This is a genomic window from Vibrio sp. LQ2 (assembly GCF_023920125.1).
GTDB classification, from domain to species: domain Bacteria; phylum Pseudomonadota; class Gammaproteobacteria; order Enterobacterales; family Vibrionaceae; genus Vibrio; species Vibrio fluvialis.
The window spans coordinates 883,978-910,180 of record NZ_CP085308.1 but is presented as its reverse complement, the minus strand read 5'-3'; the positions used below and the strand labels follow the sequence as shown (position 1 = coordinate 910,180).

Here is a 26,203-nt window from a genome sequence, read left to right as displayed (position 1 = left end):
ATGAAACTGTTTGTTTTTCAACATTGCCCGTACTGCATTAAGGCGATGATGGTTGCCGCATATAAAAAGATCGATGTGGAATGGGTCTACCTGCAAAATCACGATGTCGACGCACGTATTGCAAAGGTGGGAGCCAATATGGTCCCGATTTTACAAAAGCCGGATGGCAGTTACATGGCTGAGAGCCTTGATATCGCTGCATACTTCGATGTGTTGGACGGACAACCAAGCTTAACGGCTGCCGAGTTTGGCGATGAGCTCTCGGAGTGGCAGCGTCAAATCGCCCCTTTTAACGGACCGTTAGTGCATCCCCGTTGGATGATGATCGACTTACCTGAGTTTCAATTGCCAGAGGCGAAAGCGTGGTACACCAAGAATAAATCGGCCATGATTGGAATGAGTTTTGAACAAGCTTACGCCAATACGACTGATTTTCTCGAACCGATGAATGTTTTGCTGAGCAAGCTAAATTGGTTGCGATTGCCTTCAGAGCGAAGCAACCAGCTGAGCTACGATGACTTGAATCTGTACCCGACGCTACGCAACCTGACGGTGGTGAAAGGTATTCAGTTTCCTGAACGAGTAAGGCAGTATCTGGATGAAATCACTGCGTTAACGACTATTCCTCTGTATGACGAAGTCGCAGTATAGTGATCTAAGTAATTGTAGCAGCAGATATTTTATTTCGCCGCTTCTTTTTCCTCTGTCGTTGATCCTTCTCAAGATCCTTTAAAATACTGTTTGAGTATACAGTGTTTTTCTTGACTTCCTTTATCAGACAACTATGCTGTATGCATGAACAGTGGTAAAGGAGGTCTTCTATGTTGTGGGATACACTAGAACGCGTTAACCGCCTGCGCCAAGAGGCGATGTCTAACCCTGAGTTCGTTCAATCAGCAAGAGAGCATGAAGAGACGTTAAAGCATGTCGAACAAGAGTTCGAACCCAAACGCTATCGTAAATCTCATTCATCCAAACCCAAATCGCTGGCCGATATCTATAAACAGGCCGATTTCGGACACAATCCGTCAGATACTCAACACTAAAATTATGGAGCCCCATTCGGTATATGGGGCTTTTTTCGTTTTTAATTCAACAAGATGAGTAATTTTTACCGCTTTAAGATCAATGATTTTAAGCACTTAGATGAATAGTTGGTTATTGTTGCATCCAGAGCACAAATAACCAACTAAACTGCTAGTTAGACAGATAACAACAACGGCAGGGTGTGGATGGGAAGCCAACAGAGAGGCTTTACTCGATTGGCAGTGGTGAGCGCGGTATTGATGCTCGCTGTTTTGGCGTCAGCGCTTTTTATCTGGCGCGGAAATGATGCCAAACCTATCTCCGGGATCAAACCGATTCGTATTGCCGTGTCACAAACTCCGCTTTCGTCTCCGTTCTTTATTGCATCAAAACTTAAATTCTTCCAGCAGCAGGGACTCGATGTGACACTGGTACCCTGCAGCGGTGGTGTCGCGTGCGCTGACTCATTATTTAATGGTTCAGTGGACTTCGCTACCGCGTCTGAATCTGTTGTGATGTTCAAGAGCTTTGAACGGCATGATTTCGTTCTGTTGGCCAGTTTTGTCAGTTCAGACAACGATCTGAAATTACTGACTTTGGATAATCGCAATATCAAAAGCATTGAAGACTTGGGTGGCAAGCGGGTCGGTGTGGTCAAAGCGAGTTCAAGCGAGTTCTATCTCGATTCCGTTTTGCTGGCGCATAACCTGAAAAATCTGAATCTGGAGAAAGTGTACCTTAGTCCTGATCAGCTTAATCAAGCCCTGTATGGCTTTAGTGTCGATGCTATCTCTGTTTGGGAACCTTGGGGATACCGCACAGAAATGACCTCAGCGTCAAAAGTAAAAAATCTCGGCATTCATGGCATCTACAATTTGTCGTTTAACTTGATGGCAATGAAAGAGCGTACTGATTCGAATGAAGAGGAGTCGATAAGAGTTCTGGAAGCGCTCAAGCAGGCCATTGCGTGGATGAACGCGAATCCGGAACAAGCCCGCCATTGGGTCGCCACTTCTCTGAATATTCGCGAACACCAGTTGGAATGGTCGTGGCAGGATTATGTGTTCAGGCTATCTCTGGGTAATGCGTTGCTGTCCAATATTCAGCTTCAGGCACGTTGGGCGCTCGAAAATAAACTAGTAAAAGGTGAACTGCCTGACTATCGGCGCTACTTTGCCTCAGAGCCTCTGGAGCAGGTATTGCAAACGGAGGTCTCATTCAAGTGATTCACTCTGTTTCTCGTAAGCTCACGTTACTGTTTGTCGCCACTTCAATGTTGGTGATTTTGATTGCCTATTCGTTGTGGAACTTGTCTCAGGAGCAGAAAAGTACTCAACGTGAATTAACGCAGATCATGCAGATTCAGCGTAGTGTAGACATGTTGCGCAGCCAGCTTTGGATTTTCCTCCAGTATGATGACGCAAATAGTCTGGAGCAGGTTTATATCGCGCAGCAAAACTTGTCGGCCAAACTGTCCAGTAAACCAGAATTTAAACCCATTATTCAGAACCTTGCCAGAATGAACGGTAGCCTGGCCGCGTTGCTGCGACAAGAACGTATGCTGGGGTTGAACGATCACCGCAAGGTGTCCAGCGACTTTGTCGGAGCCAACGAGTTGCTGCACTCACGCTACAACATGTTGGTGCAAAATATGACGGAAGAGCTGCTGTACCTGCAGAAAATGGTGTTGGAAAAAAGTGCTGAGAGTCAGCGTTTGTCCCTGATGACCAGCGCTCTGCATCTGCTGTTTTTCTCGATTATTGTGGCCGCTATTGCGTTTATGATCCTGAAACGGGTGCGCTCTGGGTTCGCAACCATGAAACAAGGAATTGCCGAGTTGGCGCAAGGCGATCTCAATAGCCGCTTGTCCCTCCATCAGCAAGATTCAGAGTTCGTCGCATTGGCTCAATTTTTCAATCAGATGAAAGAGTCATTGCAAAGTTCCATCGTGACGAGAGAACAGCTGCAACAGGAAGTCTCACGACAAACAGCGAAGCTTGAGCAGCAAAAAGAACAATTGCGCTTCTTGTCAGAGAAAGATCCATTAACGGGAATGTTGAATCGACGTGCTTTTAAAGAACATCTGCATGATGCGATTGTTCACGCCAACCGTACAGAGGTGAAACTGGCGGTACTGTTTATCGACTTGGATAAATTCAAAGAGATCAACGATACCAAAGGCCACGATGCCGGGGATGAAGTGTTAATGAACTTTGCTGCTCGGTTGGAGCAGAATATTCGTGAATCCGATTTTTGTGGTCGCCTTGGCGGTGATGAATTCGTCGTCTGTCTTAATCTGATTAAGGATTTTGAAGGTATCGGTGCAAAAGCCGATCGGCTCATCGAGCGATTGAGTCAGCCAATATCCATTAATGGAGAGCCGATAGCGGTTGGCGTGAGTATCGGTATCAGCCTCTATCCTGACCAGAGCCAGGATATGGCGACGTTATTGAGCTTGGCTGACGAAGCGATGTATAAGGCCAAGCTCGAGGGCGGCAATCGTTTTTTTTGTCCACTTCTTCCGGCGAGCTGCAATAACGACAGCTCGCTGCTGGGCTAGTTAAAAGTCCGCTTTGCTGACGAAATAAGGGTTGTTGAACTTTTTCTCTGGCCCCAGCTCTGTCACAACTAACCGATTCCACAGCACCTTATCAAATTCGCCCTTAGGAATAGACGGGTAGAGCGTTTCTTCTTCTTCGCGAGCCAGACGCAGAAACTCTTTCTTTTTGATCTGATTGTATTTCTTTACAACACGATTGTACTTGCGCATCCATTCTACTTTGAATGCGTGTAGGGCAGGTTCTGCTTTTTCCTGCGCTAAGCGCGAAAGATAGACACGTTTATACGCCACTTTACGATCCAGCATGGTCAATATAGTGGTCTGAATATAACTTCCATGATGGGTAATCGAAATCTCATCTTCCGAGAAGGGCGTTAAACACCATCCACGAGGCAAAAAGTCGGGCGTCTGATACTGTTTATTACGCACTAATAGCGCGTTGTGCAGAACGAGATCTGACGTTCCTCGAAATGTCGCCTGCCATTTGGCAATACGAATCTGAATGGAACCCGGCAAACGATAGATGTGCATGAATTTGTCTTGATTCATTGACTGCAATAACCCAACACGTGAATCTAAAATCTAGTTAAAAATTAAAACGTTTTTAGCCCAAGTATTTTGAGCTAAGACAAAGCCGTTGTTTATTTTTCCCAGCACAGACGTTGCAGTCGTTATTTATATACTTTCGCTCTGTTGATGTTGCTGTCATCATTGTTATTAATAATTGAGCGAGGGCGCGTATTCTACACTTCCTTTATGGTTCAATGCGAGTCAGAATTGGATGATTTTTAATCCTAATGATTAACGTGTTGATAAGTAAAAGTTACGCACTTTGAGCAAGTCCTGAGTAGGGTGGAACTTAGTTGTCAACTCGCAGATGGATGCGGTATAACAACCAATAAAATGTAACAAAACAGATAAACGGGAGTGCACATCCCGTCATGAGTGGAATTTAAAGACCTTGCTGGATATTGATGTTCTAAAGTTTGCAACCATACTCAACAACATTATTTGTAGTTTGGTTGCCTGTATTTTCCTCTGGCTATTGAGAGGTAAACTGACTCACCACAAGGTTTCTGCAGCTGGTTGGTTTGCCGCTTATTTCTTGTTGTTTTCATTGGCATTTGTGACTACCACCATGCGAGGCTGGGTACCGATCGAAATTGTGGTATTGAGCAATAATTTCCTTTATCAAACCGTCACTTATATGCTGCTGTTTGGCGTCATCAGTTGGTTTCGACGTCCCATCACCAATAAATTAATGGCTTTCGCCGCTACGCATACTATTGCTTACACCTGCATTCAGCTTTGGTTATTACGTCAGTACCCAGAGCACTTTGATTGGCGGATTAATCTGGCGGCAGTCAGCTATTCTGCGGTGCATCTGACCAGTGCCTGGTATGCATTCCGCCATATGAAAAAGTCCAGCAGTGGTGAAAAACTGCTGACCACCAGCTTATTACTGTCCAGCGTTTGTGTTTTCTTACCGATGTTTTTGTTCCACCAGTTCCAATCAACGGTTTATTTCCTCAGTGGAGTGGTCGTGGGGCAAAACTTGTTGACGGTTGTGAGCCTGGGTGCGATGTTGTCGTTGTTCTTTTACGATGAAATTGAATGGCATTACCACCGTTCGATACATGACGAACTAACCGGCATTTTCAACCGCCGCCATTTTATGGAGCAGGCCGCGACTCGGCTCAACAATGCTAAAGAAGCCTACACGGTTGCGATCATCGACGTTGACCATTTTAAGCAGGTGAATGACACCTTTGGTCATGACGTAGGGGATCGCGCATTGACGGCGATAGCACAGTTGATGTTTCGTCATTTCAGGCGTGATCTCGTTGCCCGTTATGGTGGTGAAGAATTTGTCGTTTTGTTGGCCGGAAGTGTTGAAGAGACGCGCTTTAAGCTGGAGCGCTTTAATCACGAAGTGGCGAATCACGCTATGGAGATCAGTGGGCAACATGTCGACCTGACGGTCAGTATCGGCATGGCGTCAGTACAATCTGACCAACATCTTCAGCAGGCGCTCAAGCAGGCAGACGTTGCCTTGTATGACGCGAAAGGCAAAGGGCGGAATCGTCTGGTTTCGTTGGTGTGAATGACTCAGCTCGTGGCATATCGTGTCGACAGCAGAAAGAATAAGAGCCAGCATCGCTGGCTCTTTCGCGTTTAGTGCGGCAGAAGAGTCAGGCCGCTTGGCAGTGCGTCCCCAAACACGCGCTTAGATTCACTCTCGGTCAGCTCGGACACTTCGGCCACCAGAGTAATCCAAGATTCCGGCACTTTGCTCTGCTTGAGTTTGTCGAGAACTTGATCGCGCCAATCGTCGGAGATATCCAGCGCGCGGTCACCGGTTTTACGGCAGATCATCACTGCGGCAAAAGCGATCATCGGTTCCTTCGCCCAGTTCTCCGCCAGCAGTTTCGGCAGCCACTGTTGAGCTTGTTCACGAGCAATCACATTATGCGCGCTACCGTAGAGTGGTGTGCGAGCCGCAAGACGACCCACGGCCCACCAGTGGGCCTGCTCAAACTGGTTGTGGTTAATGGCTTTACTGATGAACCAGCTGGTCAACAGTACTTTATCTTCCACTTCCAGATGTTCCAGCGAAGCGGCCAAACGCACCATGGCTTCGTAACCTTTGTCTTGGGCCTCTTTCGCCGATTTCGAGTTGCGTGACGCGCCCGGATGCAGATACTTGGCGATGTCCGCCAGAATCGCTTCTTGCTGTTCTTGGTTTAATCCTCCCGCCACACGGCGCCAGAATACCCACCAGTCAGTCCAGCCTTGATGATTCTGAAACTGGATCCCTTGTTGATAGAGGGTCCAGATCTGTTCAATGCGCCAAGAGTCTGTTGCATCACCGAAGCCCGGACGTAGCGTATAGCCTGCTAAGCGCAACCAGTTTTTCTCGTGTTGTTCAGAGCGGCGGCGGCGTTTACGTCCCTGCGCGAAGCAATCAAACAGGCTACGCAGCGTGAAGAAATCCCACTCATCACGTTTGCCTAACAGTTTGTCGAGATCTTTACTCAGGGTTTTGACAGCGCCAGACTCGGCACTGGCTTTGTTGCCGCTGTAGGTTTTTATGATCAGCTCTTTCGCCTGTTCTAAGCGTGGATCGGCTTTGCTTTCAGTCGAATCAGCGCTGCCTTGCGAGCGTGCATCGTGGCGGACTTCAAACTCCATCAACCAGCGTTTGTTTTCCTCTTCCACCGACACGCATTCTATTTTCAGTGTACCGACTTCCGTTAACTGGCAAGCGAGCAGGACTTCAACGCGCTGCTTTTGGTTGGCGTGCAACTGCACCGTGTCATCGCCTTGCAGTGTGGTGATGTATGGCGGCAGCGGCTGAAACTTATCGGCATCAATGGCAACCAACACACCATTTTGTACCGCGATATTGTCGGCGAGCGAATCGTGCGTCGAAGTGAGCAGATTGAAGCGAACCGGCTCACCCAAGGTGAGGGAGAAACGGCGACTGGTGAGGCGAATTTCCTGGCCTTCTTCTGTTCCTTTCGCCAGCAGACACAGTGCTTTGCCCATGCGATTTTTCTCCTGAAGATGCAGGAAATAGGAGCGGGCAGCGCCACCGCCAATTTTGAGCTGAGCCCCACGGCGTGCTTTGCCAAAGGCAACCGCGCCCAACGCCACCGACCAGTCCGGATGTGGGTTATCCAGTTGAGTGACCGCGTCACCGCGCCAGTGCCCTAACAAAGACAACATACGATCTGTGATGAGATCACTGTTGAATACACCGCCGTTCAACAAAATGCCGACAGGAATCGCAGGCTGGGTTGAATCTTCCGAGTGCAGTGCGGCGTGCGAGACTTGCTGGTGCTGAGTCAAAAACTCGGCCACGTGTTTACTCACGGCAGGGTCAGCGACATAAGGCAGGCCAAATTCAACTACGGCGCTTCGGCGTTTATCGGGTAACTGGTCGAAATCGGAAATCGGGAAAAAGCCATCCAAGGCGATTTGGTGGACTTCTTCTTTGCTGAGGCTAATACTTTTGGTGCCGCCCAGTAGCTTAGAGCCACTGCCCAGCATGGTGATCTTCACCGTCTCAGGTGCCTCGCCGGATAGCAGGCTTTCTTTAGCCTGACGAGTTTGCTGGATCAATTTGGTCAGGCCGGAAGCGGTCAGTTTTTTACCCTGATTAAAGCGCGATTCCGCCAAGTGAGCCAATGCAAGGTCAAGGTTATCACCACCAAGCATCAAATGTTCGCCAACTCCGATGCGGTTCAGCGCCAGTTGATCGTTTTCGAACTTAGCCTCAATCAAGCTCAGGTCAGTGGTCCCGCCGCCGACATCACACACCAGAATCAACGGCAGGCTGGCCAGTTGTTCAGAAGCGCTCTCTTTGTGACGGGCGTACCAGTCATAGCAGACTGCCTGTGGTTCTTCGAGTAACACAATCCGGTTCAAGCCTGCAAGACGTGCCGCTTCCAGTGTGAGTTTTCGAGCCGTTTCGTCAAACGATGCCGGTACCGTCACGACCACGTCCTGATCTTCCAATCGGTTGCCAGGATGGCGGTGGTTCCATGCCTGACGGATGTGATTGAGATAACTGGCGCTGGCGATGACTGGCGAGACTTTCTCTACGTCGGCCGCACCTGCCCAAGGCAGAATCGGTTGTTCGCGATCGACGCCTTGGTGCGAGAGCCAGCTTTTGGCACTCGATACCTGACGGCCTTCCACTTTCGCGCCCAAATCACGCGCCCACTGTCCGACGATCACCTGTGGCAGGTCGCCTTCGACTGGTTGGTGTTCCCACGGTAAGGTCAGGTCGCTGTCGGCGATCTGTCTCGCCGCAGGATGGTAACGGAAAGAGGGCAGCAGCGGCTTACGAACCACTTCACCAGGACCAATCAGCTGGTCAATAGGAAACAGCTCAACCGGAGCGTTTTCGAGATCATCGTTAAATTCACAGAATGCGACGACGGTGTTGGTCGTCCCTAAATCGATCCCGACCAGAAAGCGCGGTGTTGTCATAATAAACCTCGACTATCGCGGATAGAGGAACGGCACCCCGAAAGGTGCCGTTTTAATTAGTGATGGTGTTCCTGAGCAAGCTGCTCGTTGCTGCCTTCGCGCACATCGAATTCTACGTGCCATTTCTGACCGTTATCCGAGGCTATCGCTTCAAGATACAACGTGCCCAGTTCGGTAACACGTGACGCCAGAGTGACCGGCACCACTTCGCCTTCACGGCGACCTTCAGAGACTGGTAGCGTAACCTGAATTTCTGGCAGCTCTTCCAGCTCTTCTGGAGCCCAGTAATCAAGGTGTGTTCCGGCAACATCATCACGACGAACCGTTGAACCAAAGAACTGGAAGTGCACTGGCTGGCCAATGATCAGGCCAAACTCCTGACTTGGGACATTGACGCTTGAGCCTTCTTCCATACCAAACGGTGCCACACACAGGGCTTCCATTGGAGGAGCCATACCCGGAATCGCTGGCATTGCGCTTTCGATACCCACGTAGTAAGCCGACGCGATACCGCCGCGGATACGCACGCCTTGGCCACGACGAACGGATCCGTAGTAAGCTGCACCGCTGGCCACTGCCAGATCCAAATCCAGACCAGTCAGTCGTTTCGCAACCGGACTGTCTGAGTTGGTCAGCCATTGGTTAATCGTGGTGAACAGGCGATTCGCCAGCAGGTCAGATTTGAGTACGCCACCGTTAAACAAAATCGCGGTAGGCTTGATGAATTCGATGCTTGGTGCTGGCATACCCGGAATGCCGGCTATATTAAATGGTGCGGCTTCCGCTTGGCCTTGTGCATTGGCTTGTTTGGCCAAAAACGCGGCAATGTGACGGGTAATACCCGCATCTTGTGCATAAGGCAGACCCATTTGAGTCAGGGCACCACGCGGTTTTTGGACCGGATGCTCAGAGATGGTCACTTGTGGGAAGAAACCGTCTACCAGTGTTTGCTGAACTTCCTGCTTGGTCAGTTCCGTTTTCAGCGTTGCGCCCAGCAGTTTAGAGCCACGACTTGGCACCACGATCGGCACCGATTGCAGTTCCGAATCGCTCAGCAGCGCTTCTTTGGCGTCACGGCAAGCGTGAGTCATGGCTTGAACTTGCCAAGGTTGCAGCTCTTTTCCTTCCTGTGCCAGTTTCATCTTCAAACGGTACGCCAGCGCCAAATCCATGTTGTCGCCGCCCAGCAGAATGTGCTCGCCCACGGCAATGCGATTGAGCGTCAGGTTGCCGTCGTCTTCGGTGACTTCCACCAGAGACAAGTCAGTGGTACCACCGCCGATATCGACCACCAATACAACATCACCGACATTGACTTCGTTGCGCCATTCGTCGTTGCTGTTATCGATCCAGCTGTAAAGTGCCGCTTGAGGTTCTTCCAGCAGCGTCAGGTGAACAAAGCCCACATTACGTGCCGCTTCTGCCGTCAGATCGCGCGCAGCCGGGTCAAATGAAGCCGGAACCGTGATGATGACTTCTTGTTCGGCCAGCGGATGCTGCGGGTGTGCGTGATTCCACGCATCTTTTAAATGTTCCAGATACAATTCGGTCGCGCGCAGGGGAGAGACTTTCTCAACATCTTCCGGGCTGCCTTGTGGCAGGAATGCGTCGCGGCGGTTCACGCCAGCATGGCACAGCCATGATTTTGCGCTGGCAATCAGACGAATCGGCGTTTTAGAGCCCAGATTACGTGCAATCGCACCCACCAGCGCTTTGGGTTCGTCAGTCCAAGGCAGACGACGAGAACTGGTAGACATTTCATGTTCGTGCGGCTGATACAAGAAAGAGCCCAGTTGCATGCGATCTTCGACCGTGCCCGGCGCCGTCATTTGAGGAATCGCCATCACTTCAACACGTGCGTCTTCGGCTTGTGTATCGACATACGACAACACGCAGTGCGTGGTACCCAAGTCGATACCTACGCTGTATTTCGCTGTGGTTTCAGAAGTTGCTTGAGTGGTGTTGTGTTCCATTACAGCTCTACCTCAGCAGGGGCAATAATCGAAGCATCGTAGTTTTCCGCCAGTTTTGGCAGTGTCATTGATTCAGCTTTCCAGCCTTTGTGGATCAGTGTACCGGTAAACGGTGCGTTGCCAGTAACGTTACCTGTCAGGCGAACTTCTTGTGGGTTGAAGCCTTCCGCGATAGTAATGCGAGACTCTTCGTCTTCGCTGCGAACCGGAGTCAGCGCCACATACTCTTTCAGTACTTTTTGGCCGCCAGCGTGGATAACGCGTGCCGCTGCGCCCACTTCTTCATCAGAGAAGCTAGTGACGTCTTCTTTCAGGAAGTCGATCAGGCGTGCTTCCTGTTGGAATAGGGAAAGTAGTTGCATCGCAGAGTCAGTAGAAGCCGTGGCCAGTTTGGATTCAACTTCCACCACTTTTTCGATCACTTTTTCGACTTCAACGATTTTTTCGACTTCGACGATCTTCTCGACGGGTTTTTCCACTTCGACGATTTTTTCAACCGGCTTCTCTACGACTTTCTCGATGATTTTCGACTTGCGTGATACCGCAAGGATCAGCAAAAGGACGCTGGATGCAGCTAAACCGGCATGAAGCATATCGAAGGTTGTTGGAATCAAATGTAAATCGAAGTTCATGATGAAATCTCTGTAGATGTAGGTAGGCAATGAACGGTTGTAAAATCCATTGCACAGAATAGTCAGAATTTAGCAAAAAATAAGGGCGGATATTACCATATTCAAGGCTCAAGGCTTGCAGAAAAGGCAGATTCTCACTTTCTAACTGGTTTGATAGCCGATCTTTTAAACAAAATGTCAGTGCTAACATAAATGAGCGCAGTTTATTACGCATCATGTGTCATCTGATAGTTAGAATTTTTATGTAATTTGAGTCATATCAATAGATTGTTAAATGGGTTGTTGACGTGCTAGAGAGTTAAAGGTAAACACAACCTATCTACCGTTAAGTTTCAGGCTTTATGACTAAAAAATTCAAAAATTTCCTGCCATTTAGCATTACTTTGCTCACTTTATTGTTTACCGTTGGTGTTGTCTCTGTGGCTTATCTGGTGCAGCAGCGTTATACCAAAACGATGTTTGAGAACTTGGCGGATCGACAGGTGCAATCGCTGCAGCAGTTTGTGAACAGTGATATTCATTTCATCGGTTCAGGTGCCAATTTCTTTCACAGCGTCAGTCCGATGAATTGGAGTCGTTTTCGCATTTACGCCAGTGACGTTCTCTCTGGTTCAAAAAGTTTAATCGGTTTGCAGTGGTTACAGCGAATCGAAGTCCAAGATATACCAGCCTATGAAGCCAAGATGGCAAAACGTTATCCGGGCTTTACGATTTATACGGTGCCTGAAGACGGTAAAATCGTATATGGTTATCAACTGAAAGGTGAGCCTATCTTTGCGGTGACCGATATTTTTCCCCGGACGCCAGTGAACATTGACCTGCTGGGCTTTTATTCATCACGTAAACGCTTTGAATTCGTGTTGGACTATATTTCAACCACCACCAATCCCAGTGTCTCTGACAAAATTCGGCTCCTTCAGGATGGCCGAGACTCGTCAACCCCCAAAGATGGATTACTGATTTATCATCCGGTGTTTGATCAGTATCGTCATCATTTACTGGGTGTGATGGTGGGTGTAATTCGTCTGTCGGTCTACTTTGATGAATTGGTTCTCAAAACGGCCGCAGAGCACCAGATGGCACTGCGTGTGGTCGATACTGGTTTTGATTCTGAAGATGATCCGGTGCTCTATCAGAGCAACAACTGGATTCACGGTGAAGGCCTTCAGGTGACTCGTAGAGTTGAATTGCCGAATCGCGAATGGTTGGTGGATTTCCGCCTCCCTCAGCCGTTGACTCAGAATGATAAATGGGTACTGATTGGGCTTGGTATTGGTGGCAGCATGATTGCATTGCTGTTGGGTTTTGTGAGCCATTTGCTGATCCGTGAAAAAGAGACGCTCAATTCCAAATTGGAAGAACGGACCAAAGAGCTGCGTTTTATGGTAGAACACGACAGCTTGACGGGTATTTTCAACCGCCGCGCGTTTAACCGGATTCTCGATGTGTATGTGCGCGACCAGAAGCCATTTACTTTGGTCAGTTTTGACATCGACAACTTCAAGTCGATTAACGACCGCTACAGCCATCTGGCCGGGGATCAGGTGCTGGTTGCTGTGACGAAAACCATCGAAACTCTGCTTGATCCGGAGGATATTTTTGTCCGCACTGGTGGTGATGAGTTTTCGATACTCTGTCATGTGACGGAGCCAGAGCAATTGAGGAGCTATCTGGAAACGATTCGGCGCACAGTGGAGTTAAGCCGCTTTGACACCGATTATCACCAGCTTTCGGTTTCGCTGAGTATCGGGGCGGCCATCAATGAAGGGTATTCCGAGCAGGAACTGTTGCAACGCGCCGACACTATGTTGTACGAAAGTAAAGCAAAAGGGCGAAATCAGGTCTCAATTGCTGACTAAATTGCCGATTGGGCGTCGAGTTTTTTCACAGAGTTGGGTAACATAGCGCGCTTTGAATTTTTCGACAGAGGACTGGATTTGGCAATGAACTATAACCGGGTCGTGTGCTTCGATTTGGAAATGTGCTGTTGGAATGAAAACGGAGTGGGCACCACAGGTGAGATCATTGAAGTGGGTCTGGCTGAGATTGATTTAACTGCAGGTGAAATCGTCAAGCGTGCTCAATATTACGTGAAACCAGAACAGGACGAAGTGTCGCTGTTTTGCGCCGAGTTAACGGGTATCACGCCGCGTAAGATTGAAAAGCAGGGCCGACCTTTGGCGGCTGTGATTCAATCGATGGTCAAAAATTTTGGCGGCTCACAGAAGATTTATGCATCTTGGGGACGCGATGATCTGATCCTGATTAACGAGTGTCGTGCTAAAGGTATCGAGGTACCGTTTCAAGAGTTTGTTAATCTGGCCACACTTTACCGGATTCAGAATCGGCTGAAGGACAAGCGAATTGGCCATCGTGCCGCTCAGGAAGCGAAAGGCATCGAGTGGGAAGGGCGTCAGCACTCCGGCTATGTGGATGCTTACAATCTGGCCAAGCTCGCGTTGACGATGCTGTAACTGCTTGTTCAAAAAGCGGTAATCTTTCTGTCATGCAAGATCGTTAATCTTTTCCATCAGCAAATCGGGAAAATGATGCTAACAACGTCTTAGGCTAGACGGTATTAGAAATACGACCAATTAAAAAAGCGCAGTGTTGACTGCGCTTTTTCTTTTTCCGTCCAAAGCCGTTATTTGCCGTCTGTGACCATGAGTTTGGCGCGAATAAACTGACTGTGGTCGACATAGAGCAGCTCAGCGGCTTTGCGAATCACAGCATCTTCCAGTGGATCGATCTCGCCGTCGGCGTGCGCGACTTCCCACATCGCTTTGATAAGTTCAAAGCGGGTTTCCTGAGTCAGTTCACGTAGCTGTGAAGTAAAATCATACAGTGAAGCCGATTGGCGAATCTGTTCGTCCGCACTGCCGATAAGTACATTCGCTTCACTCTCGTCAAGACCGAGCAGACGCTGAAGCAGCGTGAGTTTCGCTTGCTGCTCTTTGTCATCAATCTGATGGTCGGCACCTGCCACTTCACTCAGTAAGCATGCAATGGCGAGGTTCGGGCTCTGCTTCTGTCGACTCAGATCCTGACCGTCGAGCAATTGTTTAAACAGTGAAGTAATCGCATTGAACATAAGTGATGCCTTTTCAAAAATCGTTGGTTTAAGTATAGATGGAGACGAGCGTTCCATTTCACAACCCAAATGGCCTAATCGTGAGTCTTTGAACGCTGCTGAGTCGGTGCAAAAGTAATACGTTGGCCATCACTGGTGAGGATTGCCACCGAACTCGGTTTGCCACTCTTATCTAGTTTGAGTTCTCCAATCGCTGCACAGTTCACTAATCGTTTGATTTTTTCTGAGCTCGGCGCGCGTTTGCGGATTTTTAACCGCTTGCGTTTGGTGAGCCAGTTCAAAGGAGAACGTGGGCTGTAGAGCAGGCGGTCCATGGTATCGCAGAATGAGAGCAGGGGTTCTGGAAACTGGTTTTTGATACCGCTACAGGTAATCTGGAAAATATTCGGGCTCGATTTTCTTGAGCGCAGTTGAATGTCGTAGGCGAACGAATAGTGCACATCGCCCGACAAAATTACATAGTTGGACGGCGTTTTGGTGTGAGTAAAAATACTCACCAGCGTGTTGGCGCTACCGGGGTGCGCCATCCAGTTTTCGGCGTCTATGACCAGCGGTTTGCCGAGCCATGTCATCATGCGTTGCAGCGCTTCAATGAATTTGACGCCGAACATCGGCGCTGCTGACACAATGATCACTTTATCTTCGTTCATCAACGCTTGCTGAAACTCCATCATCGCTTCCCAGTCCATCAGCCCTGAGGGTTTATTCATGCGTGATTCAGAGCGCCAGCGCCGCGTGCGGGTATCCAGCACCACCATCTTCGGTGAGGTGTCTGTAGTGTAGTGCCACTTTTCGAACGGGTAGAGGTGCGCAATCCACGCATCCTGAGTTGAGGGTTGTGGAGACCGACAATAAGCCGCTGCGAGTTGATGGAACGCGGTGTCGAAGTTGTCCGGCTCATTCCCCCAGCCTTGAAATAACCAGTAGCTGATCAGGGCGTTGCCGATGATGCGCTTGGAAAAAGCATTACTGTAGGCGGCTTGTTCCCAACCAACGGTGAGATTCCAGTCATCGGTGACATCGTGATCATCAAAGATCATATAGGTCGGCAGGTGGGCCATCAGCCGTTGAACCTGGCCCAACCCAGAAGCAAACTCGCGAATGTTCTTCAGCTCATTTTGCCATTCGGTGAGCTTGTCGGCCGGAATACGATGGGTTGCGTTTGCCAGTTGCAAGCTATCGCTGTCATCAAAGTGAATGTCCTGCCACAAGGCTGGCGACCACATCAGCAGATACATGGCAAAGAATTCCGCCAGTGAGATCAGATGGTTGTCATTGTCGGTAGAACTGAATATCGGCGTGGGTTTGCGCGGCAGCAGGCGATCAAAAAAGCGTTGTTCGCCGATGGAGTGCGGCAAAAGTTGGTCTCGGCCGTAAAAACAGTGCGCATGTTGGTACAAGACCTCACTGTTGGCGACGGGCGATTGCTCAAAGGTTTCGGTATACAGCCCCAAACGTTCAATCACACTGTGAATCGCGTAAAGTGTTGGCCCGGCAACGTGGTCGGCGTAGATCTGATCGCCGCTCATCATCAAAAGGTCCGGACGTTCGTTGGCAGGCAAGCGTTCGATGTGCTCGTCGGCGGTCACCAATGCGTCTTTAGCAAAATGATGTGGATTGCGACACGAACCATGCAGTACATGATCGGCTTTGCCAGAAAGCCACAGCGAAAAACGAGTTTCTCCCTTGTAACGCAGGTCAGGATAAAGCTCACTTACCGCGCCATACTGGGTCACCAGTTCGTACTGATAAAGCGTTTCAAGTGTGAAATGGTGTTTAATCTGAACTTGGCATACCCAAGCGTGTTCGCCAATTTGGTAGCTTTGCGTGTCGGCAAATGGATGACTTACCAGCGGAGCAGTAGAATTGGGAGTGAATAACTCAAGCTGGCCTTGAGGTGCCTCTGAAGTGGCAAACCAGATCACCAGCTCGTTTGCAGAACTCTTTCGAACGATAGGTCCCGCCAGTAAAAAGGGCAGTGATGTGGTTTGATAATGCGTCAAAATGGCTCCTAGTTTTCCTCTTCCATAGAGCCCAGCATTTCGATGAATTCTGAACTGGTTCGCTCATGGGCAACTAACATCAGCGCTAATAATGCCTCAGCTTTGGCTCGGGTTGCGCAATCGTCTTGTAAAATGTGCATTATTTGTTCACGAATAAGCTCCACTTCGTGTTCGACAAAACCGCGACCTTCCTCTTCGCCTTCGCCCTCTTCAGGTGCGTTATCGAACTCGAGAAACAGCAGCTTATCGTCCAACAGGACATTGACCAGTTGTTCGGGAAGCCACACTTCGCCCATCACAACATCAGGGTCGCAATCATCGGGCAGAGAATTTAAAAGTGCTTTGAGTTCGGATGCTTTCACAGTTCAATCAGTCAAATCGGAGTATGTCTGTATTTTAGCGGCCAATTCGATTGAAAACTAAAGGTTATTTTTGTTGATTGCTCAATAAATGAGTGATCGAGCCAACATCGCGTGTTGTCGCAAAGAAAAGCCACCGTTCAGGTGGCTTGATAGAGAAGCTTTGTAATCCAGACAATTATTCAATGGTGATACGTTTGTGCGCGATGCCAGTATGGCAATCGATGCAGGTTTCGCCGCGCTTGGTCATTTGCTCGTGATTGAGCCGAGCGCGTTGCGGTTGTTTGCTCAGATCAAAGTTATCGCCGACATGACAATGACGGCAATTGGCCGAATCGTTGGCGACCATATCGTCCCACACCATTTGTGCCAGCCGTGGCCGGTGTTGCTCGAAGTTTTCCTTGGTAATGGTTCCGACCAACATGTGGTAGATATCGGCAGTGGCGACAATTTTCACTTTCATTTTGTCGATAAACTCGTGCGGCACGTGGCAGTCAGCGCAAGTGGCGTGAATAGTGTTTTCATCCACGTAGTGCGGCGAGGCTTGATACTCCTGCACGATAGTGTCCATGCTCAGGTGACAACTAAAGCAGAACGCGTTCTGATTCGATGCCACCATCACGCCCTGAAAGCTGGCGGCACCCGCCAATAACACGAACACACCAATCGGAATGCCAAGCAATAATGGCTTTTTCAGCCATTGCCAAAGCCGTTTAAGCCTCGACGTTTTAGCGGGGAATGTCTCTCCCATAATTCCTCCAGAGAGGTTCGGGCACGGCTTGTGCCCGAACCGTCGGCGCTGAGTTATTTGCTTTCGTCGAGGTAACGCGCTTTAAAGGCGTCCTGAGCTGCTTTGCGCGCACGTTTCACTTCTTCGGGTTCGTTGCCCGTGAACCAAGCGTGTTCAGGACGCGACAGAATATCGTCCAGTACGATGCGTGCTCGTTTCGCACCTTCCACATTGCCTTTGTGTTCCGCTTTTTCAACCACCTCGAGATACTGAGGAACCATCTGACTGTAGAACCGTTCCGCGACTTCAAACAGGCCGTGCCACTGCACATAGTCCGGTGCCTGCATTGCGGCGCCGTGACGAGCGCGACGTCCTTCGTGGTGCCACAGATAGAACCAGGTCCATTCGATCTCTTCGTCAAAACCAGTTTCGGTCAGCATGCCTTCCTTCATCAATGTATCCATCAAGGCTTTGCCGGGTTTGGCAAACTTGTCGTTGTACAGATTCACCAGAGAGTCAAACTGCTGATAAAAGTTATCCACCATCGATTTGGTATGGCACGATTCACACACGTTCTGCATATCGGCGCGGCGATCTTGCCAGGACTTGGTCTCTTTACCCAACGCTTTGTCTTTGGCATCGATTTTTTCCGAGACGGCAGGGCGCAGGGTCCAGGAAATACGGTTGCCGACATCGTGTGTGACGGGCAATTCGCGGGTGGCTGACATATGACAAGTGGCGCAGGTTGGAGCGGAATCGTAGTCTTCACCGACAATCCATTTGGAAGAATCGAGATTCATGCGATCCACATGCGCAAAGAAGTTGATGCCGTGTTTGGACTCTTCGTAAATTTCTTTTTGGGGGTGATCCGGCCCCAAGTGACACTTGCCGCACGCTTCAGGACGGCGCGCCTGAACCATTTCAAACTCGTGGCGTTGGTGACATGCAGAACAAGCACCGACAGAGCCGTCCGGATTGATTCGGCCGATCCCGGTATTTGGCCAGGTTGCAGGATCCAGATCACCGTTCTCCAGCACTTTTACTTCTGAGCCATGGCACTGCCAACAGCCGTTGACCGCAGCCGGAGAGGCGCCGTTCAGCACGTTGGCACCTTCCACCACCTCCGCGAGGAAGTTATCCAATGAGCCAATGATTTGCCCGGCTTTGGCGTGGTGACTGGCAGAGAATTCCTGTACTTCCTGAGTATGACAGTTGCCACAATCTTTGGGCGAAACAATCACCGCGATGTTGTAGCCTTCGTGTTTGATCGCATCCGGATCGTCCGGTGATGCCTGGTGACACTCATAGCACCCCACGTTGGCGCCGTAATGTTTGGAGCGCCCCCACTGGGCGTAAATTGACGGGTTTTCATCCTTATGACAGGCGGCGCAGGCCTTGCTCTCTTCACTGAGCTGCTCAAAAGGTTTCATCACCAAGGCTTTGGGTTGTGCAGAAAGGGGGAGGGACAGAGTAAGGGTAAACAAAGCCATTAACGCGCAAAGGAGCCACGCAGTTGGCCGTCTAGTCAACCGTTCGTTTTCCATAATGAACCTCGTTCACTGTTAGGAATGCAGGACATTGCTGCATAATTGTTGTGTATGACGACTGCTCTACTTCCGAAGTTAAGTGTATATATGCATGTAGTTTCCACAAAAAATTTGTGGTTAAAATGTCGCCTATATCCGTAAATTACTACTTAAGTGGTAGTCAGCGTGGCGGGGGAGTTATTGTGAGGAAGCAAAAAAAGCAGCTCTTTCAAGGAGCTGCTTTGGCTTAGGACTTTTATTTAGAGATAGTAAGAGAAACGATTCCTTCAGTTTCTCTCAATCAAAAGGATGCATCGCACCCTTGAGAATTACAGAGCGATCGCTTCTAGTTGAGATTTCGCAGACTCGATGCCTTTCGCTGCAGGCTCTTCGCCCATGTTCAGCGCTTCTGCGTACACGAACTCAACTTCAGTGATACCAACGAAACCCAGAATGGTTTTCAGGTAAGGCGTCACGTTATCTGTTGCTGAATCTTTGTGAATGCCACCGCGAGTGGTGATCACAACCGCTTTCTTACCTTCAATCAGGCCTTGTACGCCTGCTTCAGTGTATTTGAACGTTACGCCGGCACGAGCAATCAAATCGAACCAGTTTTTCAGCTGAGTTGGAATCGTGAAGTTGTACATTGGCGCTGCGATAACCAGAGTATCTGCTGCTTTCACTTCAGCGATCAGTTCGTCAGACAGAGCAACGACTTTTTGCTGCTCTTCAGACAGATCTTCCGTTGCGCGCAGTGCAGTGGCAACAGAGAAGTCCAGTACTGGCAGTGGCTCAGCAGCCAGGTCACGCACGTTCAGTTCGTCTTGGTTGAACTTGGTCAGATAAGCATCAAGCAGTTTGCTTGATTGAGAATAGTCACCCAGGATGCTTGATTTAAGAGCGAGTACACGAGACATGTTTTGTTCCTTAACTGTGGTTATCACGTTGATGGTGTCATCTTAGTGAGACCCCGCCCACAAGATAAGTAGGAAGATTTGCTGGACTCATTCAAAAAATTTGATTAAGCGCAAGTTCCTACGCGGCCCAAAGACTGTGATACAATCCGCGCAGTTTTGTTGAATGAAAAGAATAGGAAACGCTTTGACTCAGTCACAGCCCAACACAGAAAAGTCAGCGGTTGCGAAAGCGAACAGCGCGGAATCGCTGAAAAAGGCATTGAAACAGTGCCTGATTAAAGACCGCTTTCGTTTTAACAAGCGAATCACTGGCGCAAGCAAAATCAAAAATGAACAAGCGCGCCACGCTGTGTTTGACGAAATCGCGCTCGAGATTGCGCAGTCGATGATGACTGTTGAGCAGCGTATGGCTCAAAAAATCAAAATCGAATACCCGGAACTGCTGCCAGTCAGCCAAAAACGTGACGACATTGCTAAGGCGATTGAAGAGCATCAGGTGGTGATTGTCGCAGGTGAAACTGGCTCAGGTAAAACCACGCAGCTACCGAAAATCTGTGCCGAGCTTGGGCGCGGAAAATTTGGTCTGATTGGTCATACTCAGCCTCGTCGTCTGGCAGCCCGCTCGGTGGCCAACCGCATTGCGGAAGAGATGGAAACTGAGCTGGGTGGCTTTGTCGGCTATAAGGTACGTTTTAACGACCAGATTTCTGACCAGACTCAAATCAAACTGATGACCGACGGTATTCTGCTGGCGGAGATTCAGCATGACCGTTTTCTTAATCAGTACGACACCATCATTATCGATGAAGCGCACGAGCGCAGCCTTAACATCGACTTCATTCTGGGTTACCTGAAAGAGCTGCTGCCGCGTCGTCCGGATCTGAAAATCATCATTACCTCTGCAACCATTGATCCAGAGCGCTTTTCTAACCATTTCAATGGCGCCCCGATCATTGAAGTATCCGGTCGTACTTACCCGGTGGAGACGCGCTATCGTCCGCTTGCAGGCGAAGATGAAAGTGATCGCGACCAGCTGGAAGGCATTTTCGAAGCGGTTGATGAACTGTGCGATGAAGGTCTGGGCGATATTCTGATCTTCATGAACGGTGAGCGTGAAATCCGTGATACCGCGGACGCGCTGGCCAAACGAAAACTGCGTGACACGGAAATTGTGCCACTGTACGCCCGTTTGTCGGCGGGTGAGCAGAATAAGATCTTCCAGCCTCACTCGGGCCGACGCATTGTTCTGGCCACCAACGTAGCAGAAACGTCGCTGACCGTACCGGGCATTAAATACGTGATTGACCCGGGTACGGCGCGTATCAGCCGCTACAGCTACCGCACCAAGGTGCAGCGTTTGCCGATCGAACCGATTTCACAAGCAAGTGCCAACCAGCGTAAAGGTCGCTGTGGTCGTGTGGAAGAAGGCATCTGTATCCGCCTTTATTCCGAGGACGATTTTGTTTCTCGTCCGGAGTTTACCGATCCTGAGATTCTGCGGACCAACTTAGCGTCAGTTATCCTGCAAATGACTGCGCTGGGACTGGGCGACATTGAAGCATTCCCGTTTGTGGAAGCGCCGGATAAGCGCAACATTCAGGATGGCGTGCGCCTGCTTGAAGAGCTGGGCGCCATCAATGCTGATGCCAACGATCCGAAGAAACGTCTGACTGAAGTCGGCCGCAAACTGGCTCGCCTGCCAATTGACCCGCGTTTAGCGCGCATGGTTCTCGAAGCGCCGCGTTTTGGCTGTCTGAAAGAAGTGATGGTGATTGCTTCGGGTTTGTCGATTCAGGATCCGCGTGAGCGCCCGAGCGACAAACAGCAATCTGCGGATGACAAACATCGCCGCTTCCACCACGAAGAGTCGGATTTCCTTACGCTGGTGAATTTGTGGGACTACCTCAAGCAGCAGCAAAAGGCATTGAGCAGCAACCATTTCCGCCGCCAGTGTAAGCAGGATTACCTAAACTATCTTCGTGTTCGCGAATGGCAGGATGTGTATTTCCAATTGCATCAGTCGATGCGCGAAATGGAATACAAACTGAACGATGAACCGGGTAGCTACGAAGGCGTGCACAGCGCGATTCTGGTTGGCCTGCTGTCGCACATCGGTGCGAAAGATCAAGAGAAAAACGAGTATCACGGTGCTCGCAACGCGCGCTTTAATATTTTCCCTGCATCGGGTCTGTTCAAGAAACAGCCGAAGTGGGTCATGGCGGCTGAACTGGTTGAAACCTCTAAGCTGTGGGCGCGTATGGTTGCGAAGATTCAACCGGAATGGATTGAACCGCTGGCTAAGCACCTGATCAAACGTAGCTACAGCGAACCGCATTGGTCGAAAAAACGTGCGGCAGTCATGGCGTATGAAAAAGTGATGCTGTACGGAGTGCCGATTGTTCCGAAACGTCTGGTGAACTATGGCAATATCGATGCGCCGCTCAGCCGTGAAATCTTTATCCGCAGCGCTCTGGTGGAAGGCGAATGGGAAACCAAACACGCTTTCTTCAAACAAAACCGTGCATTGCTGCAGGAAGTGGAAGAGCTTGAACATAAATCTCGCCGCCGCGATATTCTGGTCGACGATGAAGAGCTGTTCCAGTTTTACGATCAACGTGTCGGGACGGACGTGGTTTCAGGCCGTCATTTTGACAGTTGGTGGAAAGGGGCAAGTAAAGCAAATCCAGAGCTACTTAACTTTGAAAAAGAGATGCTGTTTAAGGGCGACGCCAGCCACATCACGGATCTGGATTACCCCAACTTCTGGCATCAGAACGGCATTAAACTCAAGCTGAGCTACCAGTTTGAGCCGGGCGATGACAGTGACGGTGTCACCGTTCATATTCCGCTGCCAATCCTGAACCAGATTGAACCGCAAGGCTTTGACTGGCAGATCCCGGGCCTGCGTCATGAATTGGTGGTGAGCCTGATTAAGTCGCTGCCAAAAACGCTGCGCAAAAACTTTGTGCCGGCGCCAAACTACGCCGATGCCTTCCTCGCACGTGTTAAGCCAATGGAAGCGCCGCTATTGGATGCGCTCGAAAAAGAGCTGCGCCGGATGACAGGAGTGGAAGTATTGCGCGACGACTGGAAATGGGAACAAGTGCCTGACCATCTGAAAGTCACGTTCCGCGCCGTTGATCATCGCAATCGCAAGCTGAATGAAAATAAAGATCTGCACGAACTGAAAGAAGGTCTGAAAGAGAAAGTTCAGGAAACACTTTCGCAGGTCGCTGACGATGATATCGAGCAGAAAAACCTGCACACCTGGTCGTTTGGCGAACTGCCACGCGTCTATCAGCAAAAACGTGGTGGCTTTGAAGTCAAAGCGTTCCCTGCGCTGGTGGACAACAAAGACAGTGTAGAAATCAAACTGTTCGAAACCGAGCAGGAGCAGAATAATGCCATGCGTGAAGGCCAGCGCCGCTTAATTCTGCTCAACGTGCCGTCGCCTATTAAATATCTGCACAGTAACTTGCCGAACAAGTCCAAACTGGGTCTGTACTTCAACCCGTATGGCAAAGTGATGGATCTGATTGATGACTGCATTGCGTGTGGCATCGACAAACTGATCGAGCAGCATGGTGGTATGGCGTGGCAACCGGAAGCGTTTGAAGCGTTGAAAGAGTTTGTGCGCGCAGAACTGGGCGACACTGTGGTGGATATCGCCAAGCAAGTGGAAACCATTCTGACCACCGCTTATAACATCAACAAACGCCTGAAAGGGAAAATCGATTTCACCATGGCGTTTGCGCTCTCTGACATCAAAGCGCAAATTGAAGGGCTTATCTTCAAAGGATTCGCGACAGAGTGTGGCTGGAAACGTCTGCCGGACATTCTGCGTTACATGAAGGCCATAGAACGCCGCATGGAAAAACTGCCGATTGACCCGAACAAAGACCGTTTGCACATGTTGAAGATCGAGTCGGTGGCGAAAGACTATCAGGAACTGCTGAACAAGATCCCGAAAGGCATGGTCGTGCCGGAGAACGTGAAGGAGATCCGCTGGATGTTGGAAGAGCTGCGCGTGAGCTTCTTTGCTCAGCAGCTGGGTACGCCGTATCCGGTATCCGATAAGCGTGTGAAAAACGCCATCGATGCCTGTTAACCCTGGCCCGGGTTTCTGACGCTAACCCGGGTACAGTATTTGCATAGCTTATCAATATCACTATAATTTGGCGCAACATGGCAATGAATAGCCGCAGGGAGCATTGCCTCATAACGATGAGAAGGTTAATCATGAAAAAGACTTTACTGGCACTGGCTCTGATCGGTGTATCTTCAACAGCGCTGGCTGACTCTTGGATTTACGGTGGTGCGTCTGTTGGTCAGGCGGATTACCAAGGCGACACTAGCACTTCTTACACCATTCACGCTGGTACTGGCATTCTGCCATTCATCGGTGTTGAAGCAGGTTATACCGATTTTGGTGACTTCAAAGACAACGGTTCAGACATCTCTGCATCAACCGTTTACTTTGCACTGAAGCCAAGCATCGACTTTGGTCCTCTGCACGTCTATGCACGTGGTGGTCTGCACTCATGGAAAACGGAAGTAAACGGTAACAAAGATGACGACATCGATATCATGTACGGTGTTGGCGCTGAATACTTCATCATGGGCCCATTCTCTGTTGGCGCAAGCTACCACAAGTACGAGCTGGATAAAGACAGCATCGATACGTTCAGCCTGAACGCAACGTTCCACTTCCTATAAGTCGACGCTAAAACTCAATGAAAAAAACCAGCCTTTTGGCTGGTTTTTTATTTTCTATCCCTAAACACCTTCTGTGAAGGTGGTGATCGTTGTGGCCTAAGACAGATTTAAGCAATGTAACGTTGTACGAGGTGAGCTTTGAAATGCTTGGCGTTGAGCGTCTCACCTGTCGCTTGTTTAACGAGCTCGTCTGTTGTTAACAGACTGCCTTTGCTCCAAATGTTGCTTTGTAGCCAAGCGAAGATAGGAGACAGGTCGCCGCTGCGAATTGCCGCGTCCACATCAACACTCTGCTTCATGGTTGCCATAAACTGAGCGGCGTACATCGCACCCAAGGTGTAGCTTGGGAAGTAGCCGAAGCTGCCGTCTGTCCAATGAATGTCCTGCATACATCCGTTCTGATAGTTGCCTTTGGTGCTGAGGCCTAAAGACGCGCGCATTTTCTCGTCCCACAGTTCAGGCACATCGGTATGCTTGATCACGCCGTTCATCAGATCGCGCTCAATTTCATAACGCAGAATAACGTGTGCAGGGTAGGTTAGTTCATCGGCATCGACACGAATAAAGTCTTTCTTCACTCGTGTATACAGCTTTTGAATGTTGTCGATTTGAAACACTTTGTCATTGTGAGCGCCAAAGTGATCAGCAGCAAGACGCGCCAAGTGATCGATAAACGCCGGGCTGCGACCCAACTGCATTTCAAAGAACAGGGATTGTGATTCATGGATACCCATCGAACGCGCTTCACCTGCCGGAGTTCCTGCCAGATGTTTTGGCAATCCTTGCTCGTAACGAGCGTGACCCGTTTCATGCACGATACCCATCAGTGACTGTACAAATTCAGTTTCGTTGTAGCGAGTGGTAATACGTACATCGCTTGGCACGCCACCACAGAATGGGTGGACACTTTCATCTAAACGACCATGGTTGAAATCGAATTGAAGCAGCTTCATGACATCAAGGCCGAGCGCTTTCTGATTCTGTGCTGGGTAGTAACCTTTAGGCTCTAACACCGATTCAGAACGCTGTTTCTCAATCGCTTGATCAATCATCTCTGGGAGCCAGCTTTTTACATCGCTGAATACGCGGTTGAGAGATTCAGTCGTCGTGCCGGGTTCATAGAGTTCCAGCATCGCATCATAAGGTGTGGTGCCAGTCGCTTCCGCGCGGATTTGTGCTTCTTCTTGAGATAATTTAACTACTTCGGCCCAGTTCTTTTCAAAACCGACCCAGTCGTTTGCTTTGCGTTGAGATCGCCAGGCATGCTCACACTTCGAGCCAGCCAACGATTTGGCTTCGACCAACGATTCAGGTAATACATTGGCTTGTTGCCAATGGCGTTTCATTTCACGCAGGGCGGCGGTTTGTTCGCTATTGAGACTTTCCGCTTCTGCTTCGGCAAACCAGCCACTGAGTTGCGGCTGTGTCATCAAACCATGAATATGAACAGAGAGCTCAGCCATCGCTTCTGAACGTGCCTGAGCGCCGCCCGTTGGCATCACCGCTGCTTGATCCCAGCCGCAGATGGCAGACAAATGATTGAAGTGGGAAACCTTTTTAGAGTGTTTAACTAATTTATCGAATGCGCTCATGAGAATAGCCTTCCTTGACGAAAAATGAGAGAGAAGTGTACCAACGTGCTACAGATTAACAAGTGGCCTGAGTCGGTGTT

At 49.6% G+C, this 26,203-nt stretch carries 20 protein-coding genes; 9 read left to right on the top strand and 11 right to left on the bottom strand.

The genetic code is table 11. The features are described 5' to 3' along the window. From grxB to LGV68_RS04270, 4 genes are all read left to right on the top strand, one after another. Nucleotides 1–651, top strand: a complete 651-nt coding sequence (gene grxB, locus LGV68_RS04285; RefSeq protein ID WP_252536333.1) for a glutaredoxin 2 — start codon at nucleotides 1–3, stop codon at nucleotides 649–651. A 170-nt stretch (nucleotides 652–821) separates the two neighbouring features. Further along, nucleotides 822–1,046, top strand: a complete 225-nt coding sequence (locus LGV68_RS04280) for a hypothetical protein (protein WP_020327425.1) — start codon at nucleotides 822–824, stop codon at nucleotides 1,044–1,046. A 186-nt stretch (nucleotides 1,047–1,232) separates the two neighbouring features. Next, the gene (locus LGV68_RS04275) at nucleotides 1,233–2,252 is read left to right on the top strand and encodes an ABC transporter substrate-binding protein (protein WP_075988605.1); all 1,020 of its coding nucleotides are present in this window, start codon (nucleotides 1,233–1,235) and stop codon (nucleotides 2,250–2,252) included. Beyond that, a complete protein-coding gene (locus tag LGV68_RS04270; protein ID WP_020327423.1) occupies nucleotides 2,249–3,586 on the top strand; it encodes a diguanylate cyclase in 1,338 nt (445 codons plus the stop codon). Before LGV68_RS04275 ends, LGV68_RS04270 begins: the two co-directional genes overlap by 4 nt. Here LGV68_RS04270 and LGV68_RS04265 read toward each other — a convergent pair whose 3' ends face one another. Beyond that, nucleotides 3,587–4,135: a hypothetical protein gene (locus tag LGV68_RS04265; protein ID WP_020432965.1), complete on the bottom strand. Its 549-nt coding sequence runs from the start codon at nucleotides 4,133–4,135 to the stop codon at nucleotides 3,587–3,589. It lies immediately after the preceding gene. A 577-nt stretch (nucleotides 4,136–4,712) separates the two neighbouring features. On the opposite strand from LGV68_RS04265, the gene LGV68_RS04260 reads away from it, so the two are divergent. After that, nucleotides 4,713–5,690, top strand: a complete 978-nt coding sequence (locus LGV68_RS04260; protein WP_252536332.1) for a GGDEF domain-containing protein — start codon at nucleotides 4,713–4,715, stop codon at nucleotides 5,688–5,690. A gap of 71 nt (nucleotides 5,691–5,761) precedes the next feature. On the opposite strand, the gene LGV68_RS04255 is transcribed toward LGV68_RS04260, so the two are convergent. From LGV68_RS04255 to LGV68_RS04245, 3 genes are read right to left on the bottom strand one after another with little or no spacing between them, the layout of a single operon-like run. Next, on the bottom strand, nucleotides 5,762–8,584 hold the full coding sequence (locus LGV68_RS04255) for an Hsp70 family protein (protein ID WP_252536331.1): 2,823 nt from the start codon (nucleotides 8,582–8,584) through the stop codon (nucleotides 5,762–5,764). A gap of 56 nt (nucleotides 8,585–8,640) precedes the next feature. Continuing rightward, nucleotides 8,641–10,557, bottom strand: coding sequence for an Hsp70 family protein (locus LGV68_RS04250; RefSeq protein WP_252536330.1), 1,917 nt, complete (start codon nucleotides 10,555–10,557; stop codon nucleotides 8,641–8,643). Next, a complete protein-coding gene (locus tag LGV68_RS04245) occupies nucleotides 10,557–11,189 on the bottom strand; it encodes a DUF2760 domain-containing protein (protein WP_020327417.1) in 633 nt (210 codons plus the stop codon). Before LGV68_RS04245 ends, LGV68_RS04250 begins: the two co-directional genes overlap by 1 nt. Nucleotides 11,190–11,530: 341 nt before the next feature. On the opposite strand from LGV68_RS04245, the gene LGV68_RS04240 reads away from it, so the two are divergent. Together LGV68_RS04240 and LGV68_RS04235 are read left to right on the top strand one after the other, a co-directional pair. Next, nucleotides 11,531–13,048 carry a diguanylate cyclase gene (locus LGV68_RS04240; protein ID WP_252536329.1) on the top strand — a complete coding sequence of 506 codons (1,518 nt, stop codon included), beginning with the start codon at nucleotides 11,531–11,533 and terminating at the stop codon, nucleotides 13,046–13,048. Nucleotides 13,049–13,132: 84 nt separating this feature from the next. Beyond that, entirely contained in the window at nucleotides 13,133–13,663 is a 531-nt protein-coding gene (locus LGV68_RS04235; RefSeq protein ID WP_075988600.1) for a 3'-5' exonuclease, read from the top strand. Between the two features lie 170 nt (nucleotides 13,664–13,833). Here LGV68_RS04235 and LGV68_RS04230 read toward each other — a convergent pair whose 3' ends face one another. The 6 genes from LGV68_RS04230 to LGV68_RS04205 form a co-directional block, all read right to left on the bottom strand. Further along, entirely contained in the window at nucleotides 13,834–14,280 is a 447-nt protein-coding gene (locus tag LGV68_RS04230) for a TerB family tellurite resistance protein (protein WP_047457908.1), read from the bottom strand. Nucleotides 14,281–14,354: 74 nt separating this feature from the next. Then, the gene (locus tag LGV68_RS04225; protein WP_252536328.1) at nucleotides 14,355–16,283 is read right to left on the bottom strand and encodes an alkaline phosphatase family protein; all 1,929 of its coding nucleotides are present in this window, start codon (nucleotides 16,281–16,283) and stop codon (nucleotides 14,355–14,357) included. Nucleotides 16,284–16,291: 8 nt separating this feature from the next. Further along, nucleotides 16,292–16,645 carry a hypothetical protein gene (locus LGV68_RS04220; protein WP_252536327.1) on the bottom strand — a complete coding sequence of 118 codons (354 nt, stop codon included), beginning with the start codon at nucleotides 16,643–16,645 and terminating at the stop codon, nucleotides 16,292–16,294. Nucleotides 16,646–16,820: 175 nt separating this feature from the next. Beyond that, nucleotides 16,821–17,393: a NapC/NirT family cytochrome c gene (locus tag LGV68_RS04215; RefSeq protein WP_020432983.1), complete on the bottom strand. Its 573-nt coding sequence runs from the start codon at nucleotides 17,391–17,393 to the stop codon at nucleotides 16,821–16,823. A gap of 53 nt (nucleotides 17,394–17,446) precedes the next feature. Then, complete coding sequence (locus LGV68_RS04210) at nucleotides 17,447–18,802, bottom strand: multiheme c-type cytochrome (protein ID WP_252536326.1); 1,356 nt, start codon at nucleotides 18,800–18,802, stop codon at nucleotides 17,447–17,449. Nucleotides 18,803–19,227: 425 nt separating this feature from the next. After that, nucleotides 19,228–19,815 carry an FMN-dependent NADH-azoreductase gene (locus tag LGV68_RS04205; RefSeq protein ID WP_020327408.1) on the bottom strand — a complete coding sequence of 196 codons (588 nt, stop codon included), beginning with the start codon at nucleotides 19,813–19,815 and terminating at the stop codon, nucleotides 19,228–19,230. 184 nt (nucleotides 19,816–19,999) lie between these two features. Here LGV68_RS04205 and hrpA point away from each other — a divergent pair, with 184 nt between their 5' ends. Together hrpA and LGV68_RS04195 are read left to right on the top strand one after the other, a co-directional pair. Continuing rightward, the gene (hrpA, locus tag LGV68_RS04200; RefSeq protein WP_061056545.1) at nucleotides 20,000–23,923 is read left to right on the top strand and encodes an ATP-dependent RNA helicase HrpA; all 3,924 of its coding nucleotides are present in this window, start codon (nucleotides 20,000–20,002) and stop codon (nucleotides 23,921–23,923) included. Between the two features lie 131 nt (nucleotides 23,924–24,054). Further along, nucleotides 24,055–24,531, top strand: a complete 477-nt coding sequence (locus LGV68_RS04195; RefSeq protein WP_252536324.1) for an outer membrane beta-barrel protein — start codon at nucleotides 24,055–24,057, stop codon at nucleotides 24,529–24,531. A gap of 107 nt (nucleotides 24,532–24,638) precedes the next feature. On the opposite strand, the gene LGV68_RS04190 is transcribed toward LGV68_RS04195, so the two are convergent. Beyond that, nucleotides 24,639–26,123, bottom strand: coding sequence for a carboxypeptidase M32 (locus LGV68_RS04190; RefSeq protein ID WP_222724181.1), 1,485 nt, complete (start codon nucleotides 26,121–26,123; stop codon nucleotides 24,639–24,641). Nucleotides 26,124–26,203: the final 80 nt, after the last annotated feature.

Bases quoted from the DNA above. Each gene is read 5' to 3' on its own strand.
- grxB (WP_252536333.1), top strand. From the start codon at position 1: ATGAAACTGTTTGTTTTTCAACATTGCCCGTACTGCATTAAGGCGATG.
- LGV68_RS04280 (WP_020327425.1), top strand. From the start codon at position 822: ATGTTGTGGGATACACTAGAACGCGTTAACCGCCTGCGCCAAGAGGCG.
- LGV68_RS04275 (WP_075988605.1), top strand. From the start codon at position 1,233: ATGGGAAGCCAACAGAGAGGCTTTACTCGATTGGCAGTGGTGAGCGCG.
- LGV68_RS04265 (WP_020432965.1), bottom strand. From the start codon at position 4,135: ATGAATCAAGACAAATTCATGCACATCTATCGTTTGCCGGGTTCCATT.
- LGV68_RS04255 (WP_252536331.1), bottom strand. From the start codon at position 8,584: ATGACAACACCGCGCTTTCTGGTCGGGATCGATTTAGGGACGACCAAC.
- LGV68_RS04250 (WP_252536330.1), bottom strand. From the start codon at position 10,557: ATGGAACACAACACCACTCAAGCAACTTCTGAAACCACAGCGAAATAC.
- LGV68_RS04245 (WP_020327417.1), bottom strand. From the start codon at position 11,189: ATGAACTTCGATTTACATTTGATTCCAACAACCTTCGATATGCTTCAT.
- LGV68_RS04240 (WP_252536329.1), top strand. From the start codon at position 11,531: ATGACTAAAAAATTCAAAAATTTCCTGCCATTTAGCATTACTTTGCTC.
- LGV68_RS04235 (WP_075988600.1), top strand. From the start codon at position 13,133: ATGAACTATAACCGGGTCGTGTGCTTCGATTTGGAAATGTGCTGTTGG.
- LGV68_RS04230 (WP_047457908.1), bottom strand. From the start codon at position 14,280: ATGTTCAATGCGATTACTTCACTGTTTAAACAATTGCTCGACGGTCAG.
- LGV68_RS04215 (WP_020432983.1), bottom strand. From the start codon at position 17,393: ATGGGAGAGACATTCCCCGCTAAAACGTCGAGGCTTAAACGGCTTTGG.
- LGV68_RS04210 (WP_252536326.1), bottom strand. From the start codon at position 18,802: ATGAAACCTTTTGAGCAGCTCAGTGAAGAGAGCAAGGCCTGCGCCGCC.
- LGV68_RS04205 (WP_020327408.1), bottom strand. From the start codon at position 19,815: ATGTCTCGTGTACTCGCTCTTAAATCAAGCATCCTGGGTGACTATTCT.
- LGV68_RS04195 (WP_252536324.1), top strand. From the start codon at position 24,055: ATGAAAAAGACTTTACTGGCACTGGCTCTGATCGGTGTATCTTCAACA.
- LGV68_RS04190 (WP_222724181.1), bottom strand. From the start codon at position 26,123: ATGAGCGCATTCGATAAATTAGTTAAACACTCTAAAAAGGTTTCCCAC.